We start from the raw sequence: 16,800 nt of genomic DNA on the forward strand, positions 1-16,800 counted from the left end.
TTGGTGTTCTTGTGGTTTAATTTTTTAAATAAAATTCAAAAAAAAGAGGGTTAAAGAAAAAAATACCTACTATTGTAGATATATTGTACAAAAATTTGTGCTAAATATCATATTTATTGACGATAGTAAAGTAGAAGAAATAGTATTATAATAAAGGCATCAAACGTTTTCTAATAGGGGGAATCTAAAAATGGCTGATGTTGTACTCAAACATGTTTACAAAGTCTATCCAGGTGGTGTTACCGCAGTTAAAGATTTTAATCTGGAAATTCAGGACAAAGAGTTTATAGTATTGGTTGGACCTTCCGGTTGTGGTAAAACTACAACATTGAGAATGATAGCAGGACTTGAGGAAATATCAAGTGGGGAACTTTATATTGATGGCAAACTTGTGAATGACGTGCCACCAAAAGATAGGGATATCGCAATGGTATTCCAAAACTATGCTCTTTATCCTCATATGACAGTGTATGACAATATGGCTTTTGGTCTTAAACTTAGAAAGGTTCCAAGAGCGGAAATTGATAGAAAAGTAAAAGAAGCAGCTCGAATTTTAGGATTGGAAGAATATTTAAACAGGAAACCAAAAGCTTTGTCAGGTGGACAAAGACAGAGGGTTGCATTGGGACGTGCTATTGTCCGCAATCCAAAAGTATTCTTGATGGATGAACCTTTGTCCAACTTAGATGCAAAGTTGAGAGTACAAATGAGAACCGAGTTGGCTAAACTACACGATAGATTACAGACGACTTTCATATATGTTACCCACGACCAAACAGAAGCTATGACAATGGGTACAAGAATAGTAGTTATGAAGGATGGCGTTATTCAGCAAGTAGATAAACCTCAGACTATTTATGATTATCCAAATAATTTGTTTGTAGCTGGATTTATTGGAAGTCCTCAAATGAACTTTATTGATGCAAGATTAGAAAATAAGAATGGCAAAGTATATGCTACTTTTAAGGGATTCAGCATTTTGGTGCCAGAAGGGATTTTAAAGAGATTAAAAGATCCAAGCTACGTTGGAAAAGAAATTGTGCTAGGAATAAGGCCAGAAGATTTGCATGACGAAGAAGTGTTCTTGGAAGCATATCCAGAGGCTGTAGTTGAAGCAAAAGTAGATGTTACAGAGTTGATGGGTCCAGAGACATATCTATATTTGGATGTGAATGGTGTTCCATTGACAGCAAGAGTAGATCCAAGAACAAGGGCAAAAGCAGGAGACGTAATTAAAATAGGATTTGATATAAATAAATTGCACATGTTTGATAAAGAAACAGAAATGTCAATTTTGAATAGAGTAATAAGCTAAAAGGCGGTTATTCCGCCTTAGACTGTAGACAAACTTTTTATATAACATGTTAGCATTTTGCATAAGTGTAGCGACTTGATAGAGCAGTAACTAAACTTAGCGAGGCTGAGAGGCGAAAGCGGGGCCGAAGCCAAGGAAGGCGGAGGCGGGCACTAAGTCAAGGATGACGAATGTGCCCGGAACCCCGCTTGAGCCCGAGGGCGAGCGATAGTTTAGTCTGCGATATCACCGGAGCGAACGATGCAAAATGCTAACAACGATAATTAGTTTGCCAGCAAACTGAGGCGGTTATTCCGCCTTTTATTTTTTGTGTCAAAATACCACATAAATTTACATTTGCCTATTATTTCTTCTAGGAAATAGTGTATAATTATTGTATACTATAAAGTAAGGTGGTATGAAAATGATCGGCTATGACCTTATAAAAAAGGTGGCTTACGATATTCAAAAAAATCTTCAAATGCCGTTATATATAATAGATAAGTCAGGAAATTTAATTTACGGTAACAAAGATTTTTTTGAAAAAAAAGCAGGATTTTTAGAGATAAAGGTAGAATATATTGATGAAAAAGATATATATGAAGTAGGAGAATTTATATGCTATAACATATTTTACAATAATGTTCTCTTTTTTACTATCGCTTTAGAAAGAAAAGATGAACAATCAAAAAAAGTGCTTTATCTAATTTCTCTAATTTTTGAACAATTGCTGCAGAAATATAATAGAGAAGAGTTTTTGATAGAGGCTTTAACAGGTAAATTAAGCGTAAATTTAGTGTCGTATTATGCTGAAAAATATAAAATAAATAAGAATGTGAAATACACAGTAGCAATTGTCGAATCGAATAATGAAATTGATGATGCGATAAAGATAATTACAAATATTTTTGATAAAGGCAATTTATATACTGTAAAATTTGATGATAAAAGATTTGTAACGATATTTTCTTACAAAGGAAATAACTCTTTAATAGAACTTTATAAAACTATGAAAGATATGATAGAATCTGAAGGCTATATGAAAGTAAAAATAGCTAGTTCTTCTTCCTTTGTGCCAATTGAGAATATACATATCGCCTATAGGGAAGCAGAGACAGCCTTACTTATTGGACAAAAATTGGAAGATGAAAAAGGAATATATATTTACGAAGATTACAGCTTTCCAGAAATTTTATGGGGAATTGATATAGAGAAGGTAAATAATTTTATTAAAAAAAGAAATATTGATTTTGGTATTTTCAAAGATGAGGAATTGATACAAACCTTAAATGCTTTTTTCAGGAATAGTTTAAATTTGAGTGAGACTGCCAGAGAGTTATACATTCATAGGAATACATTAGTTTATAGACTTGATAAAATTTTTAAAATGACAGGTCTGGATGCTAAAAATTTTGATGATGCTGTCCTATTAAAGACGATCATGATTTTGACCAAATTATATAATATTCCGAGGTGAGAAAATTTGATTAAATTTATAAATGTATCCAAAAGATACAATAAAGATATAATTGCTCTTTCAAATATTAGTTTTGAAATTGAAAGTGGGGAATTTGTATTTATTGTTGGGCCTAGTGGCGCAGGTAAATCAACTTTAATTAAATTATTGCTAAAAGAGGAAGAACCTACTTCTGGCAGTATTATGATTAATAAAAAAGATATAACAAAACTTAAAAAGCGTGAGATACCTTATTTGAGAAGGAGTATGGGGGTAGTTTTTCAAGATTTTAGATTGCTTCCTAATAAAACAGTGTTTGAGAATGTTGCCTTTGCTATGGAAATAGTTGGAGCACATCCAAAGGAGATAAGAAGAAAAGTCCCAATGGTATTGGCATTAGTAGGGTTAAGTGATAAAGCGGACAAGTATCCTAGGCAGCTGTCTGGTGGAGAACAACAAAGGGTTTCTTTAGCAAGAGCTATTGTAAATGAACCTTCTATTCTTATAGCAGACGAGCCTACTGGTAATCTTGATCCTGATACTTCCTGGGAAATTGTAAAACTCATTTCTGAAATAAACAAAAGAGGCACTACAGTTGTTATGGCCACCCATGCAAAAGATATAGTAGATGCCATGAAAAAAAGAGTAATAGCGCTGGAGAAAGGAAACATAGTACGAGACGAAGTAAGGGGTGCTTATGGATATGCTCTTTAGAAATTTAAAATATTTTTTAAAAGAAGGTTTTAATAATTTAGCAAGAAATAGGCTTATGACAATAGCTTCTATAACTTCTGTAATGGCAGCAATGCTTATTTTAGGTTTGTTTCTTGTTATTATTTTAAATGTTAATAGCTTGACTAATCAGGTGGAATCTCAATTAGAACTTAAAGTCTTTTTAAAAGATAATATTTCTGAACAAGAAGTTAGCCAGATAGGTAATGAGATAAAATCAATACATGGTGTTACTTCAGTAGTTTTTGAATCTAAAGAAGAGGCTTTACAAAAATTCAAACAACAATTAGGAGATAAAAGCTATTTAGCAGAAGGTTTAGAAAAGGACAATCCCCTTCCCCAATCTTATATAGTAAAAGTGAAAGATGCTAATTTGATGAAAAATATTTCAAACAAGATAAAGCAGATAAATGGAGTTGACAAAGTAAGTTATGGGCAAGATGTTGTAGATAAGCTTCTTGGAATTATAAAGATAATAAGGATAGTGGGGCTTTCTATTATACTTATTCTCTTTATAATTTCAATTGTCATAATTTCCAACACAATAAAATTGGGGGTTTTTGCAAGGAGAAGAGAAATCAACATAATGAAGTATATTGGAGCGACTGATTGGTTTATACGATGGCCATTTTTGATTGAAGGTATAGTATTAGGATTGGTAGGTGCCTTGCTATCAGTTGTAATATTAGCTTTAATTTATGGATATATGCTTGATATTATTAATAATAAATTAATGGTGTTTAAACTATTGCCATTAGAAAAAATAGCAGGGGACATTATAGTATATTTTTCTATAATTGGTGCAATTATTGGAGCCTTAGGAAGTGGACTTTCAATTAAAAGGTTCTTGAATGTTTAAAAATTTACAAGGGGGAAATAGCATTGCGAAGATATAGGTGGAAATGGCTAATCTTTGTCGTTATATTTCTCTTTACAGTGCTCTTTACGTCCTATCCAAAAGCAGACCAGCTTCAAGATGCTAAAAACAAATTAAATCAAATCCAAAAATCCATTACTGAGACTAAGAAGAAAAAGGAAGAAATAATTAATCAAAAAAATGATATTGCCGCTCAAATAGCAGATTTGGATAAAAAACTTAATGCTACACAGCAAGAATTAGCAAATGCACAAAAACAATTGTCTGATATTACTGCAAAACTTAACAAGACGCGAAAAGAATTAGAAGCGGCCAAACAAAAGGAAAATACCCAGCTCCAAACAATGAAAGAGCGTATAAGGGCTATATACATAAGTGGCGAATGGGGATATTTAGACGTACTTCTTGGTGCCCAAAATTTTGGAGATTTTATAACGCGATTGGATATTGTAAAACGCATAGTAGATTTTGATTCTAGTTTATTTGAATCCTATAAGCAACAGAGAGAACTTATTGAACAAAAAGAAAAAGAATTAGCACAAATGCAAAGAGAAGCGCAAAATTATAAAAACCAAATAGTTTCTCGACAAAGGGAATTACAAGTAGCTATGGCCTCGCGGGAAGGTTTGATGAGAGATTTAGAGAGACAGCAAAAATTATATGAACAACAGGAAGATGAGCTTTTGCAGCAGTCGAAACAGTTAGAGACAGTTATTCAACAATTGCAAGCGAAGTCAAGCATCAAATATGGCGGTGGAAAACTCTTATGGCCTGTTCCTTCTAGTAATGTGATTACCTCACCTTTTGGAATGAGATTGCATCCTGTACTTGGGGTTTATAGAATGCATACAGGTATTGATATTGCCGCCAATACGGGGGCTTCAATAGTAGCTGCGGCAGATGGACAAGTAATTTTTTCAGGATACTATGGGGGATATGGTTATACGGTAATTATAGACCATGGGGATGGAATATCTACCTTGTATGCTCATAATTCTGCCTTATTAGTAAAAGAAGGAGATACAGTTAAAAGAGGCCAAGTTATTGCAAAGGCAGGAAGTACAGGTTTAAGCACAGGTCCGCATTTGCACTTTGAAGTGCGTAAAAATGGTGTTCCAGTTAATCCGATGGACTGGTTAAAATAACCAGTCTGTTTTTTTTATTTCATGAATGTTGTATAATAAATAAGAACATATATATAATTTTAAGAGACTAAAAAAGGTGGGGAAATTATGGCAAAAAAAAGATTTTATATTTTGTTAGCAATGCTTTTGATAGTTACAAATGTCATAACTTTTGCACTCGCAAATGTGGTGTCAGTGGCTCTTCCCAATGGTAAAGTAATTGTTTCTCGCGAGGAGTACCAGTTGATAAAAAAATATAGTAAACTTTTTGAAATTGAGAAAACCCTTGAAAATAGATATGTGGATAGAGTAAATTCTTCAATTCTTTTAGAAGGCGCTCTGAAAGGAATGGCTAATTCTTTAGAGGACCCTTATACTGTATACATGAATAAAAAAGAATTTTCTGATTTTATGACTCAAACTACAGGTACTTATGGGGGAATAGGGATAGTTGTAGCAGTTGATAAAGAAGACCATATTGTGGTGGTTTCTCCAATAAAGAATACACCGGGGGAAAGAGCAGGAATAAAATCCGGAGATATAATAGTAGAAGTGAACAATAAAAAAGTAAGTGGCAAAAATTTAGATGAAGCAGTAGCTATGATGAGAGGACCTCAAGGAACAGAGGTAACCCTTACTATAATGAGAGAAGGAAAAACTTTTACTAAGACAATTACAAGAGAGATAATAAAATTAGAAACAGTATATGATGAAATGCTTCCTGATAAGATTGGGTATATTAAGATTACAATGTTTGACCAAAGCACAGCTGATGACTTTAAGGCAGCTCTTGATAAATTAAAGTCTCAGGGTATGAAAGGACTTATACTAGATTTAAGAGATAATCCTGGTGGACTTTTAGAGGAAACTATAGATATTTCTAATTTAATTTTGCCAAAAGGGGTTGTTGTGACGACCAAAGGGAGAGTTGACAATAAAGAATATTATTCTAAAGGACCTGGTCTGGGATTGCCACTTGCTGTGCTTGTAAATAAAGGCAGTGCTAGTGCCTCAGAAATTTTAGCAGGTGCAATAAAAGATAGGAAAGTAGGAGTTTTAGTTGGATCAAATACTTTTGGAAAAGGACTTGTACAAACTATTGTTGACTTTGGTGATGGTACAGGATTAAAATATACTATTGCAAGGTATTACACGCCAAATGGCACAAATATTCAAGGCAAAGGAATTGAGCCCAACTATGTAGTGGAGCTTCCTGAAAGTTACACTCTTCAAGATACTCCTGACTTAAAAGGAGATACTCAGCTTATAAAAGCTTTTGAAATTGTAAAAAGTGAGATAAAGTAGGGTGTTAAAATGACAGCTTTTATTAAAGTTTTTTGGTGGGCAATAGAGACGATAGCTTTATCAGTTTTTAATCCCTTTTTCTGGATAGTGATAATTCTGATAGTAATGCAGTATAGAAACAAAATAGCCATAGAAAGGGAAATTATGGGACAGGAGCAAGAACCAATGAAAGAATTGGTTCTTGACTCTGTCTTTTATGGTGTAATTGCTGCAATAATTGGGAGCTTTCTCATGATATTTTTAGGAATAACAATAGAAAATATAGGGCTTCAGTATGTATGGCCTTTGGTCATAGTATTGATGCTTGTCAATCCTAGATATATTTGTTTTTCTTATGCAGGAGGAATAGTTTCTCTATTCAGCTTGTTTTTTGGATTTCCTAATATAAGTGTGCCTGCCCTTATGTCTATTGTAGGTATTCTTCATTTGATGGAAAGCCTTTTAATATATATAGATGGTCCAAGGAATGCCACTCCTATCTTTGTAAGGCTTAAGGATGGGCGAGTGGCAGGAGGCTTTACTATGCAAAAGTTTTGGCCTATTCCTTTTGCTGCATTAACTATTGCTACTGGGATAACAATAACGGGACAGGGTGTAAATATGCCAGATTGGTGGCCCATCATCAAACCCTCTGGCATTGATTTAAATAATGTAATTTTTTTGATGATGCCAGCAATTGCAGCTTTGGGATATGGAGATTTAGCTTTAACTCAACTTCCAGAGAAGAAAACGCGCATTTCTTCGCTGCGTTTATTTTGCTTTAGCATAGTTTTAATTATATTAGCAGTATTAGGAATCTATATTAAATTATTTCAATATTTGGCAGCTATTTTTGCTCCAGTAGCTCATGAGCTTTTGATTTTGATAGGACAAAGAGAAGAAAGGGAAAATCCACCTCTTTTTGTAGCGCCAGATACAGGAGTGATGATTTTAGCGACAGCAAAAGGTTCTCCCGCTAGAGAAATGGGAATTAAACCGGGGGATGTAATATTAAAAATTAATGATATTCCTATTAATGAGCCAGATGATATAATACGAATACTCAATGAACGGCCTTCTGTGATGTGGATCACTGTAAAAGATTTAAATGGCAATTATACTAACTATGAATATAAGGATCCACAGGGAATTTTGGGATTAGGAGTTTTAATAGTGCCAAAGGCAACTTCTATGATTTATGAAATTAATGGGGAAGGAATATTTATAAAAAAATTAAAAGAAATCTTTAAAAACATTTTTAAGAAAAACAGATAAGGAGGCAGGGTGAGTGTTTTTACAAACTTTTGAAACATATAATTCTTTTAATGAAAGAGAGTTAAAAAATAAAAACGTCGTTGTAATAGATACCCTACGAGCTACAAGTGTTATTACTACTGCTTTATACAATGGAGCTAAAGAGATTATTCCAGTTTCAGAAGTGGAAGAAGCGATCGAACTTGTAAAAAGTTTAGATAAAACGACTTATCTTTTGGGTGGGGAAAGGAACTCTACAAAGATTGAAGGCTTTGACTTATCTAATTCTCCTTTGGAGTATACTCGTGAAAAGGTGGAAAATAAAACAATAATTTTTACTACTACTAATGGGACAAAAGCTTTAAAAAAAGTCTCTTTAGCAGATAATGTAATTTTAGGATGTCTTTTAAATGCTTCTGCGGTTGCTAAGTATATATATACCAGCAATAAGGATACAATAATTGTATGTGCCGGGACAGAAGGGAAATTTTCTCTTGACGACATAATAACTGCTGGAGTGATATATAAAAAACTGCAAGATTTAATGGAATTTGAAAGTGATGATTTATCAAAAGCCAGTTATTTTTTGTACAAACCTTATGAAGATAACTTGTATGAAATAATGAAACATGGCTTTCACTTTAAAAGATTAAAAGACTTAGGGTATGATGAAGACATAGAGTTTTGCTTGACGGTTGATAAGTTTGATATTGTGCCAAAACTTAAAGACGGAATTATAAAAAATTCAGCCGACCTGTAAAGGCCGGCTGTTTGGTATGTGCAAAATGTCAGCCATTTATAAAGTGTAGCTACATCTTTACCTACAAGATCTTGACACGGACGGCTGTTTGGTTATGTTTGTGTTGACAAGTAGGGTATGCTATAATAATAAGATGATAATTGCAAAGAGGGTAGAAAAAATGAGTGGATTTAAGTTGGTATCTAATTTTAAACCAACAGGAGACCAACCTCAAGCTATAGATAAATTAGTTGAAGGGGTAAAAAAAGGATATAGATTTCAAACCTTATTGGGTGTGACGGGTTCTGGAAAAACCTTTACTATGGCTAATATAATCCAGAAGTTAAATCGTCCTACTCTTGTCATCGCTCATAACAAGACCTTGGCTGCACAATTGTACAGCGAATTTAAAGAGTTTTTTCCAGACAATGCGGTAGAATATTTTGTGAGTTATTATGACTACTACCAACCGGAGGCTTATATACCCCAAACTGATACTTATATTGAAAAAGATGCTTCTATAAATGAAGAAATAGATAAATTGAGGCACTCTGCTACGGCAGCTCTTTTTGAGCGAAGAGACGTTATAATTGTCGCCAGTGTTTCTTGTATATATGGCTTAGGTGACCCTGTAGATTACGAAAATCTTATGCTTTCTCTAAGGCCGGGAATGATAAAAGATAGGGACGAAATAATTAAAAAGCTTGTAGATATACAATATGAAAGAAATGATGTGAATTTTACAAGAGGCAAATTCAGGGTAAGAGGAGATGTTATAGAAATTTTCCCTGCTTCTTTTTCCAATAAGGCGATAAGGGTTGAGCTTTTTGGAGATGAAATTGACAGAATAGCGGAAATTGATGTGTTAACAGGTGAAGTACTGGGATTAAGAAAACACGTGGCTATATTTCCGGCTTCTCACTATGCTACTTCAAAAGACAAATTGGAAAGAGCGATAAAAAGCATTCGAGAAGAACTGGAGCAAAGGTACAAAGAGCTTAAAGATGCTGGCAAAATAGTAGAGGCTGAAAGACTAAGACAGAGGACAAATTACGACTTAGAGATGCTTCAAGAGATGGGCTACTGCCAAGGAATAGAAAATTATTCAAGGCATATTTCAGGAAGACCTCCAGGAAGCCCTCCTTATACTCTTTTAGATTATTTCCCTAAAGATTTCCTTATCTTTATAGATGAGTCTCATGTGACAATTCCTCAGATTAGAGGGATGTACAATGGAGATAGGTCGAGAAAAGAAGCATTAGTAGAATACGGATTTAGACTTCCTTCTGCCTTTGACAATCGTCCTCTTACTTTTGAAGAGTTTGAAAAGAGGATAAATCAAGTTATCTTTGTTTCTGCAACACCAGGACCTTACGAGCTTGAACATTCGGAGCAAGTTGTTGAGCAGTTAATACGACCGACAGGTCTTATAGATCCAGAAGTGATTGTAAAACCTGTAAAAGGGCAAGTAGATGACTTAATAGGAGAAATTAGAAAGACGGTAGACAAAGGCTTTAGAGTACTTGTTACAACTCTTACGAAAAAAATGGCAGAGGATTTAACGGATTATCTAAAAGATATGGGAATAAAAGTAAAATATTTACATTCTGATATTGAGACGATTGAAAGGGTGGAAATAATAAGAGATTTAAGGCTGGGTAAATTCGATGTTTTAATAGGCATAAATCTTTTAAGAGAAGGGTTGGATATACCTGAGGTTGCTTTGGTGGCAATATTAGACGCAGACAAAGAGGGATTTTTGCGTTCAGAGACTTCCTTAATACAGACTATAGGACGTGCCGCAAGAAATGCGGAAGGACGAGTAATAATGTATGCAGATACTGTAACAAATTCTATGAAGAGAGCAATTGATGAGACGAATAGAAGAAGAAAGATACAAATGGAATATAACAAAAAGCATGGTATAACTCCAAAGACAGTAATTAAGGGAGTAAGAGATGTAATTGAAGCTACTCACGTAGCTGAAGAAGAACAGAAGTACAGAAGAAAGAAAGTTAAGACTTATGACCCTGAAATTATTAAGTCAACTATAGAGCAACTTGAAAAAGAAATGAAAGAAGCTGCAATTGAGCTGCAGTTTGAAAAGGCTGCAAAATTGAGAGATGTGATTTTTGAATTGAAGAAACAGTTGGAGGAAGTAGTTTGAGGTGAAATCATGGCGAAAGACAAAATTGTAATTAAAGGGGCAAGAGTTCATAATTTAAAAAATGTAGATTTGGAGATTCCACGAGATAAATTAACTGTGATAACGGGTTTATCAGGTTCTGGTAAGTCTTCTCTTGCCTTTGATACCATTTATGCTGAAGGTCAGAGAAGATATGTGGAGTCGTTGTCAGCTTATGCAAGGCAATTTTTAGGACAAATGGACAAACCAGACGTTGATTATATAGAAGGTCTTTCACCGGCAATATCTATAGACCAAAAGACCACAAATAAAAACCCTCGTTCTACGGTAGGAACGATAACTGAGATTTACGACTATCTAAGACTTTTATATGCAAGGGCTGGGATTCCCCATTGTCCTGTTTGTGGAAAAGAGATTAGCATGCAAACTATAGATCAGATGGTAGACAGAGTCAAAGAATTGCCAGAAGGTACAAGGATACAGGTACTGGCTCCTGTTATTAGAGGAAGAAAAGGGGAATATGCTAAGCTTTTAAATGACATAAAAAAGAGCGGATATGTCAGAGTGAAAATTGATGGAGTCATGTACGATGTAAATGAGGAGATTAAACTTGACAAAAATAAAAAGCATACTATTGAAGTTGTGGTAGACAGGGTTATTATAAAACCGGGAATAGACATGAGGTTGACAGACTCTATAGAAACAGCTTTAAAATTAGCAGATGGGATAGTTTCTATTGATGTAATAGACGGAGAAAGCTTTACACTCTCTGAAAAATACGCTTGTACAGAGTGCAACATAAGTATTGAAGAACTTTCCCCGAGAATGTTTTCCTTCAATAGCCCTTATGGGGTTTGCCCTGTTTGCACTGGATTGGGAGAATTTATGAAGGTAGATCCAGAGCTTTTAATACAAGACCCTAAAAAATCATTAGCAAATGGGTTGTTGCCGGGGATTGTTGCTTCACAGGATAGTTATGCTTATTACAACATTTTAAGATTAATTGAACATTTTGGATATACAGAGAATACTCCTTATGAAAAGTTTAGTGAAGATTTAAAGAATGTACTGCTTTATGGCAAAGATACAAAAGGTAAGTCCTATGGATTTGAAGGTATAGTAAACAATCTTGAAAGAAGGTACAACAATACTTCTTCAGATTTTATAAAAGAAGAGATAGAGAAATATATGAGACCGGTTACTTGTCCTGCATGCCATGGGGCTAGATTAAAGCCAGAAGCGCTAGCTGTGACTGTTGGTGGACTTTCCATAAAAGAAATGACAGACCTTTCTGTTGGCGAGCTTATAAAATTTATTGAGGAACTCAAATTAACAGAAAAACAAGAGATTATTGCAAAGCCAATTTTAAAAGAAATAAAGGCAAGGCTTAATTTTCTTGTGGATGTAGGACTGGATTATTTGACTCTTTCAAGACCTGCAGCTACTTTATCAGGTGGAGAAGCACAAAGGATAAGATTGGCAAGCCAGATAGGCTCTGGGCTTGTAGGAGTCACATACATCCTGGACGAGCCGAGCATTGGACTTCATCAAAGAGATAATGAAAGGCTTATAAATTCCTTGAAAAAATTAAGAGACCAAGGCAATACTCTTATAGTAGTAGAGCACGATGAGGATACAATATATGCGGCAGACTACATTGTGGATGTAGGACCAGGCGCAGGTGAGCATGGAGGAGAAATTGTAATTGCGGGTACGATAGAAGATGTGTTAAAATGTGAAAAATCAATTACAGGCCAGTATTTAAGTGGTAAAATAAAGATAGAAGTGCCAAAACAGAGGAGAAAACCTAATGGAAAAGCTTTAATAGTGAAAGGAGCTAAGGAAAACAATTTAAAGAATATAGATGTGGTTTTCCCCCTCGGAGTATTTATATGTGTTACAGGGGTTTCTGGCTCAGGCAAAAGCACCCTTATAAATGAGATACTGTACAAAGCATTGGCACAGAAGATTTATAAGTCCAAAGATAAACCAGGTATGCACGATGCAATAGAGGGTATCGATAATATAGATAAAGTAATAAATATTGACCAGTCTCCTATAGGCAGGACTCCTCGCTCAAATCCTGCTACCTATACAGGAGTTTTCGACTATATAAGAGAGGTTTTTGCAAATACTCCAGAAGCTAAAATGAGAGGCTATAAACCAGGAAGATTTAGTTTTAATGTTAAAGGTGGAAGGTGTGAAGCCTGTGGTGGAGATGGTATAATTAAAATTGAGATGAACTTTTTGCCGGATGTGTATGTCCCTTGTGAAGTCTGCAAAGGGCAAAGGTATAATAGGGAAACATTGGAAGTAAAATATAAAGGGAAAAATATTTCGGATGTACTTAATATGACGGTAGAAGAGGCGTTAGAATTTTTTGAAAATATACCCAGGATAAAAAATAAATTGATGACTTTATATGATGTGGGTTTAGGATATATTAAGCTAGGGCAACCTTCTACTCAGCTTTCAGGAGGAGAAGCACAAAGAGTAAAATTAGCTACTGAACTTTCTAAAAGGCCTACAGGTAAAACACTATATATTTTGGATGAGCCTACAACTGGATTACATTTTGCAGATGTGCATAGGCTTCTTGAAGTTTTAAATAGATTAACTGATGCGGGCAATACTGTTATTGTAATTGAACACAACTTAGATATCATAAAAAGTGCAGACTATATCATTGACTTAGGACCAGAAGGTGGAGACAAGGGTGGAAGGGTAATAGCTACAGGGACACCTGAAGAAGTTGCTGCTAATGAGAATTCTTATACAGGCCATTTTTTGAAAAAAGTCCTTTCTCAAAAATGAGGTGAATTTATGTATTATGCCATAGCTTCTCAGATATTAAAATATGTCCTTATTTTTCTCATCTACCTGTTTTTATACAGGGTTTTTAAAATAGTGTATATGGACATAAAAGGGGCAAGATATGAGAGGCAAATAACCTCTGCAAAACTTTCTTTTTTAAATGGAGAAAGGACTTTTAATCTTTTTGAAGTTACTACTATAGGAAGGTCGGAGGAATGTGATATAGTAATTGAAAGCCCTTATGTGTCTGCACGGCATGCTATCATACGAAAGAGGGGCAAAAGGTTTTATATACAAGATTTAAACAGTACAAATGGCACTTTTGTAAATGGTAAGAGAATAAAAAGAATTGCCAAAATAACAAATAATGATGTAATTACTTTAGGAGATGTTGAACTCAAATTTATTTTATAGGGTGAAATCTTATGGAAGAATATATAAAAACTGGATCTAAAGCTATGAAAAATGTTTTTTGGATATTTGTAATAGCCTTTTTGCTGCTTTTTATACACAATAAACCGAAGGGATTTGACACTATATATTTTACATTAGCATTTCCAATATTAATTTATATTGTTTATTACTTACATGTAAGATTGTTTCCCTTGGGGGAAATCCAATTTGTCATTTTAACTTCTTTTTTGACCGAAATGGGACTTATAATGATATACAGAGTTGCGCCGAATTTGCTCGTAAAACAGATTGTCTGGATTGCAATAGGATTTTTACTTTATTTCATTTCCTCATATATCTTCAAACACTATTATTTGCTTTATAAACTCAAATATGGGGAAGCTATTTACATTGCAATTACAATAGCGCTATTGGCTTTACCATTGATTTTTGGAAGAGAGATAGGTGGTGCTAAAAACTGGCTTACTTTTGATGGCATATATGTTCAGCCAGCTGAGCTTGCTAAGATAATATATATAATTTTCTTGGCAAAATATTTGTGTACTAGGAGAGAAACGAAAGACATAATTATGTTAGGATTAATAACTCTTGTAATCGTAGGAATATTTGTATTGGAAAAAGACTTAGGGATGGCGTTTTTGTTTTATGCTACTACAGTATTATTAATTTTTGTCTCTACTTCTAATCTATTGTACACAGCAGTAGGGATTGGGCTATTTGTTCTAGGAGGTATAATATCCTACTTTTTGTTTTGGCACGTAAGAGTAAGAATTGAGGCATGGTTGAATCCTTGGATGGATGTACCAGGAAAAACATATCAAATTGTACAGTCCCTTTTTGCCATTGCGGCGGGAGGTTTTTTTGGTACAGGGCTTGGCATGGGGCATCCCGAATATATACCGGCTGTGGCAACTGACTTCATTTTTTCTGCCATTAGTGAAGAATTTGGGTTTTTAGGAGCGGTAGCTATAATTCTTGTGTATTTTGTTATAATGTATAGAGGGATTAAAGTGGCACTAAATGCTAAAGACGAGTTTGGTGTATTAGTAGCTACAGGCCTCATTTCAATGTTTAGCTTACAAGTTTTTACTATAATTGGTGGTGTCATAAAATTCATACCTCTGACAGGGGTAACCCTTCCCTTTGTAAGTTATGGCGGTAGTTCTATGGTGACGAGCTTTGTGACATTGGGCATGCTCAATGGCATAGCTCTTAAGGAGGAGCAACAGGATGTCCAACTTAAATCGCAATATTAAAATTCTGTTTTGGTTTTTTTCTGTACTTTTTTTCGGCCTAATTGCCTATTTAACTTATTTCCAAATATATGAAAGAGATAAATTAATTACTAGTTCTTATAGTGTTTACAATCGAAGACTTATAGAACAGGAAAAAAAGATATTGCGAGGTAGTATTTTGGACAGAAATGGGATTGTGCTTGCAAAAAGCGTGCAGGTAGATGGTTTACAAAAAAGGGAATATCTAGATGGACCTGCTTTTGCCCATGTGATAGGATACAGCCGTAGAATATACCAGCAAGGAAACACAGGGATAGAAAAAGCCTATGATAGGGAACTACTTGGAATGGTAGGAAATGACCCGATGATTCTTTTGAGGAAATTAATTTTTGGAAAAGGACAAATGGGGAATAATGTTTATTTAACAATAGATAAAACATTACAAGATATTGCTTATAAGGATATGGAGGGTAAAAAAGGAGCGGTTGTGGCTTTAAATCCAAAGACTGGTGAAATTTTAGCGATGGTTTCTACACCTTCTTATGACCCCAATACTTTAGGAGAGAATTGGGAAGAAATAATGACAAGTTCTGAGCACGTAGTTTTAAATAGAGCTACGCAAGGTTTGTATCCTCCAGGGTCTGTCTTTAAAATTGTAACTACCGCAGCAGTTTTGACATATAACCCTGAGTTATATGACAAGACTTTTTATTGTAAAGGATATATAATTGTAGATGGTAATAGAATAAATAATTTTGGAGGTATTGCTCACGGAATAGAAGATTTTAAACAAGCTTTTTATAGGTCTTGCAACTCCTTTTTTATACAGGCTGGTTTGGATTTAGGAAGTGAAAATTTGCAAACAATAGCTTATGCTTTTGGACTAGATAAACGAGTTCCTTTAGAGATAGATACAACAAAAAATCAATTTCCTCCTATTGATGGGAAGTCTGATTTAGCTGAGACTTCTATAGGGCAAGGGAAAATGCTTGTGACACCTCTTACAATGGCCTTAGTTGCTTCTGCCGTTGCAAATGATGGGGTTATAATGAAACCCTATTTGATGAAATATGTAGCAGATCCTATTTCAGGGGCTGTCATTGAAAAAAGCACTCCTTCACAGTATTTAAATCCTATATCAAAAAAGGTGGCAGATGCTATTAAACAATTGATGATAGGCGCAGTTAACGATAAAGAGGGGACAGGTAAAGCTGCACAAATTCCTGGTATTACAGTTGCAGGCAAAACTGGGACTGCAGAAAATCCTCACGGTGATCCTCATGCGTGGTTTGTAGGTTTTGCCCCTGCAGAAAACCCACAGATAGTTGTAAGTGTAATAGTTGAAAATGGCGGTGAAGGTGGGAAAGTAGCAGCACCTATAGCGAGAGATATAATAAGAGCTTATTTAACTAAATGACCTGAAGGTGATGG

General features: G+C 34.7%; 13 protein-coding genes. All 13 read left to right on the forward strand.

All coding sequences use genetic code 11. The features are described 5' to 3' along the window. Nucleotides 1–190: 190 nt before the first annotated feature. The 13 genes from TETH514_RS05325 (at nt 191) to TETH514_RS05385 (ending at nt 16,786) form a co-directional block, all read left to right on the forward strand. On the forward strand, nt 191–1,315 hold the full coding sequence (locus TETH514_RS05325; RefSeq protein WP_009052770.1) for an ABC transporter ATP-binding protein: 1,125 nt from the start codon (nt 191–193) through the stop codon (nt 1,313–1,315). 403 nt (nt 1,316–1,718) lie between these two features. After that, the gene (locus tag TETH514_RS05330; protein WP_009052769.1) at nt 1,719–2,771 is read left to right on the forward strand and encodes a CdaR family transcriptional regulator; all 1,053 of its coding nucleotides are present in this window, start codon (nt 1,719–1,721) and stop codon (nt 2,769–2,771) included. 6 nt (nt 2,772–2,777) lie between these two features. Continuing rightward, complete coding sequence (gene ftsE, locus TETH514_RS05335) at nt 2,778–3,464, forward strand: cell division ATP-binding protein FtsE (RefSeq protein WP_003866591.1); 687 nt, start codon at nt 2,778–2,780, stop codon at nt 3,462–3,464. Next, on the forward strand, nt 3,448–4,341 hold the full coding sequence (ftsX, locus tag TETH514_RS05340; protein ID WP_009052768.1) for a permease-like cell division protein FtsX: 894 nt from the start codon (nt 3,448–3,450) through the stop codon (nt 4,339–4,341). Before ftsE ends, ftsX begins: the two co-directional genes overlap by 17 nt. Nucleotides 4,342–4,364: 23 nt before the next feature. Further along, nucleotides 4,365–5,504 (forward strand): murein hydrolase activator EnvC, encoded by a 1,140-nt coding sequence (locus TETH514_RS05345; RefSeq protein WP_003866593.1) that lies wholly within the window; start codon nt 4,365–4,367, stop codon nt 5,502–5,504. 87 nt (nt 5,505–5,591) lie between these two features. Beyond that, nucleotides 5,592–6,788, forward strand: a complete 1,197-nt coding sequence (locus TETH514_RS05350) for a S41 family peptidase (RefSeq protein WP_003866594.1) — start codon at nt 5,592–5,594, stop codon at nt 6,786–6,788. 9 nt (nt 6,789–6,797) lie between these two features. Continuing rightward, nucleotides 6,798–8,042, forward strand: coding sequence for a PDZ domain-containing protein (locus TETH514_RS05355; RefSeq protein ID WP_009052767.1), 1,245 nt, complete (start codon nt 6,798–6,800; stop codon nt 8,040–8,042). A gap of 13 nt (nt 8,043–8,055) precedes the next feature. Further along, a complete protein-coding gene (locus tag TETH514_RS05360) occupies nt 8,056–8,781 on the forward strand; it encodes a 2-phosphosulfolactate phosphatase family protein (protein ID WP_003866596.1) in 726 nt (241 codons plus the stop codon). 160 nt (nt 8,782–8,941) lie between these two features. After that, nucleotides 8,942–10,927, forward strand: coding sequence for an excinuclease ABC subunit UvrB (gene uvrB, locus TETH514_RS05365; RefSeq protein WP_009052766.1), 1,986 nt, complete (start codon nt 8,942–8,944; stop codon nt 10,925–10,927). Between the two features lie 9 nt (nt 10,928–10,936). Beyond that, nucleotides 10,937–13,720 carry an excinuclease ABC subunit UvrA gene (gene uvrA, locus TETH514_RS05370; RefSeq protein ID WP_009052765.1) on the forward strand — a complete coding sequence of 928 codons (2,784 nt, stop codon included), beginning with the start codon at nt 10,937–10,939 and terminating at the stop codon, nt 13,718–13,720. Nucleotides 13,721–13,729: 9 nt separating this feature from the next. After that, a complete protein-coding gene (locus tag TETH514_RS05375) occupies nt 13,730–14,134 on the forward strand; it encodes an FHA domain-containing protein (protein WP_003869421.1) in 405 nt (134 codons plus the stop codon). An 11-nt stretch (nt 14,135–14,145) separates the two neighbouring features. Continuing rightward, nucleotides 14,146–15,390 (forward strand): FtsW/RodA/SpoVE family cell cycle protein, encoded by a 1,245-nt coding sequence (locus TETH514_RS05380; RefSeq protein ID WP_003866601.1) that lies wholly within the window; start codon nt 14,146–14,148, stop codon nt 15,388–15,390. After that, on the forward strand, nt 15,365–16,786 hold the full coding sequence (locus tag TETH514_RS05385; RefSeq protein WP_009052764.1) for a penicillin-binding protein 2: 1,422 nt from the start codon (nt 15,365–15,367) through the stop codon (nt 16,784–16,786). The genes TETH514_RS05380 and TETH514_RS05385 overlap by 26 nt, the downstream gene beginning before the upstream one ends. Nucleotides 16,787–16,800 lie beyond the last annotated feature (14 nt).

The sequence above is a fragment of the Thermoanaerobacter sp. X514 genome (assembly GCF_000019065.1).
Taxonomy (GTDB): domain Bacteria; phylum Bacillota; class Thermoanaerobacteria; order Thermoanaerobacterales; family Thermoanaerobacteraceae; genus Thermoanaerobacter; species Thermoanaerobacter pseudethanolicus.

Excerpts from the sequence above, each read along its gene's own strand:
- TETH514_RS05385 (WP_009052764.1), top strand. The coding sequence starts at position 15,365 with ATGTCCAACTTAAATCGCAATATTAAAATTCTGTTTTGGTTTTTTTCT.
- uvrA (WP_009052765.1), top strand. The coding sequence starts at position 10,937 with ATGGCGAAAGACAAAATTGTAATTAAAGGGGCAAGAGTTCATAATTTA.
- TETH514_RS05355 (WP_009052767.1), top strand. The coding sequence starts at position 6,798 with ATGACAGCTTTTATTAAAGTTTTTTGGTGGGCAATAGAGACGATAGCT.
- TETH514_RS05375 (WP_003869421.1), top strand. The coding sequence starts at position 13,730 with ATGTATTATGCCATAGCTTCTCAGATATTAAAATATGTCCTTATTTTT.
- TETH514_RS05325 (WP_009052770.1), top strand. The coding sequence starts at position 191 with ATGGCTGATGTTGTACTCAAACATGTTTACAAAGTCTATCCAGGTGGT.
- TETH514_RS05330 (WP_009052769.1), top strand. The coding sequence starts at position 1,719 with ATGATCGGCTATGACCTTATAAAAAAGGTGGCTTACGATATTCAAAAA.
- uvrB (WP_009052766.1), top strand. The coding sequence starts at position 8,942 with ATGAGTGGATTTAAGTTGGTATCTAATTTTAAACCAACAGGAGACCAA.
- TETH514_RS05380 (WP_003866601.1), top strand. The coding sequence starts at position 14,146 with ATGGAAGAATATATAAAAACTGGATCTAAAGCTATGAAAAATGTTTTT.
- ftsX (WP_009052768.1), top strand. The coding sequence starts at position 3,448 with ATGGATATGCTCTTTAGAAATTTAAAATATTTTTTAAAAGAAGGTTTT.
- TETH514_RS05350 (WP_003866594.1), top strand. The coding sequence starts at position 5,592 with ATGGCAAAAAAAAGATTTTATATTTTGTTAGCAATGCTTTTGATAGTT.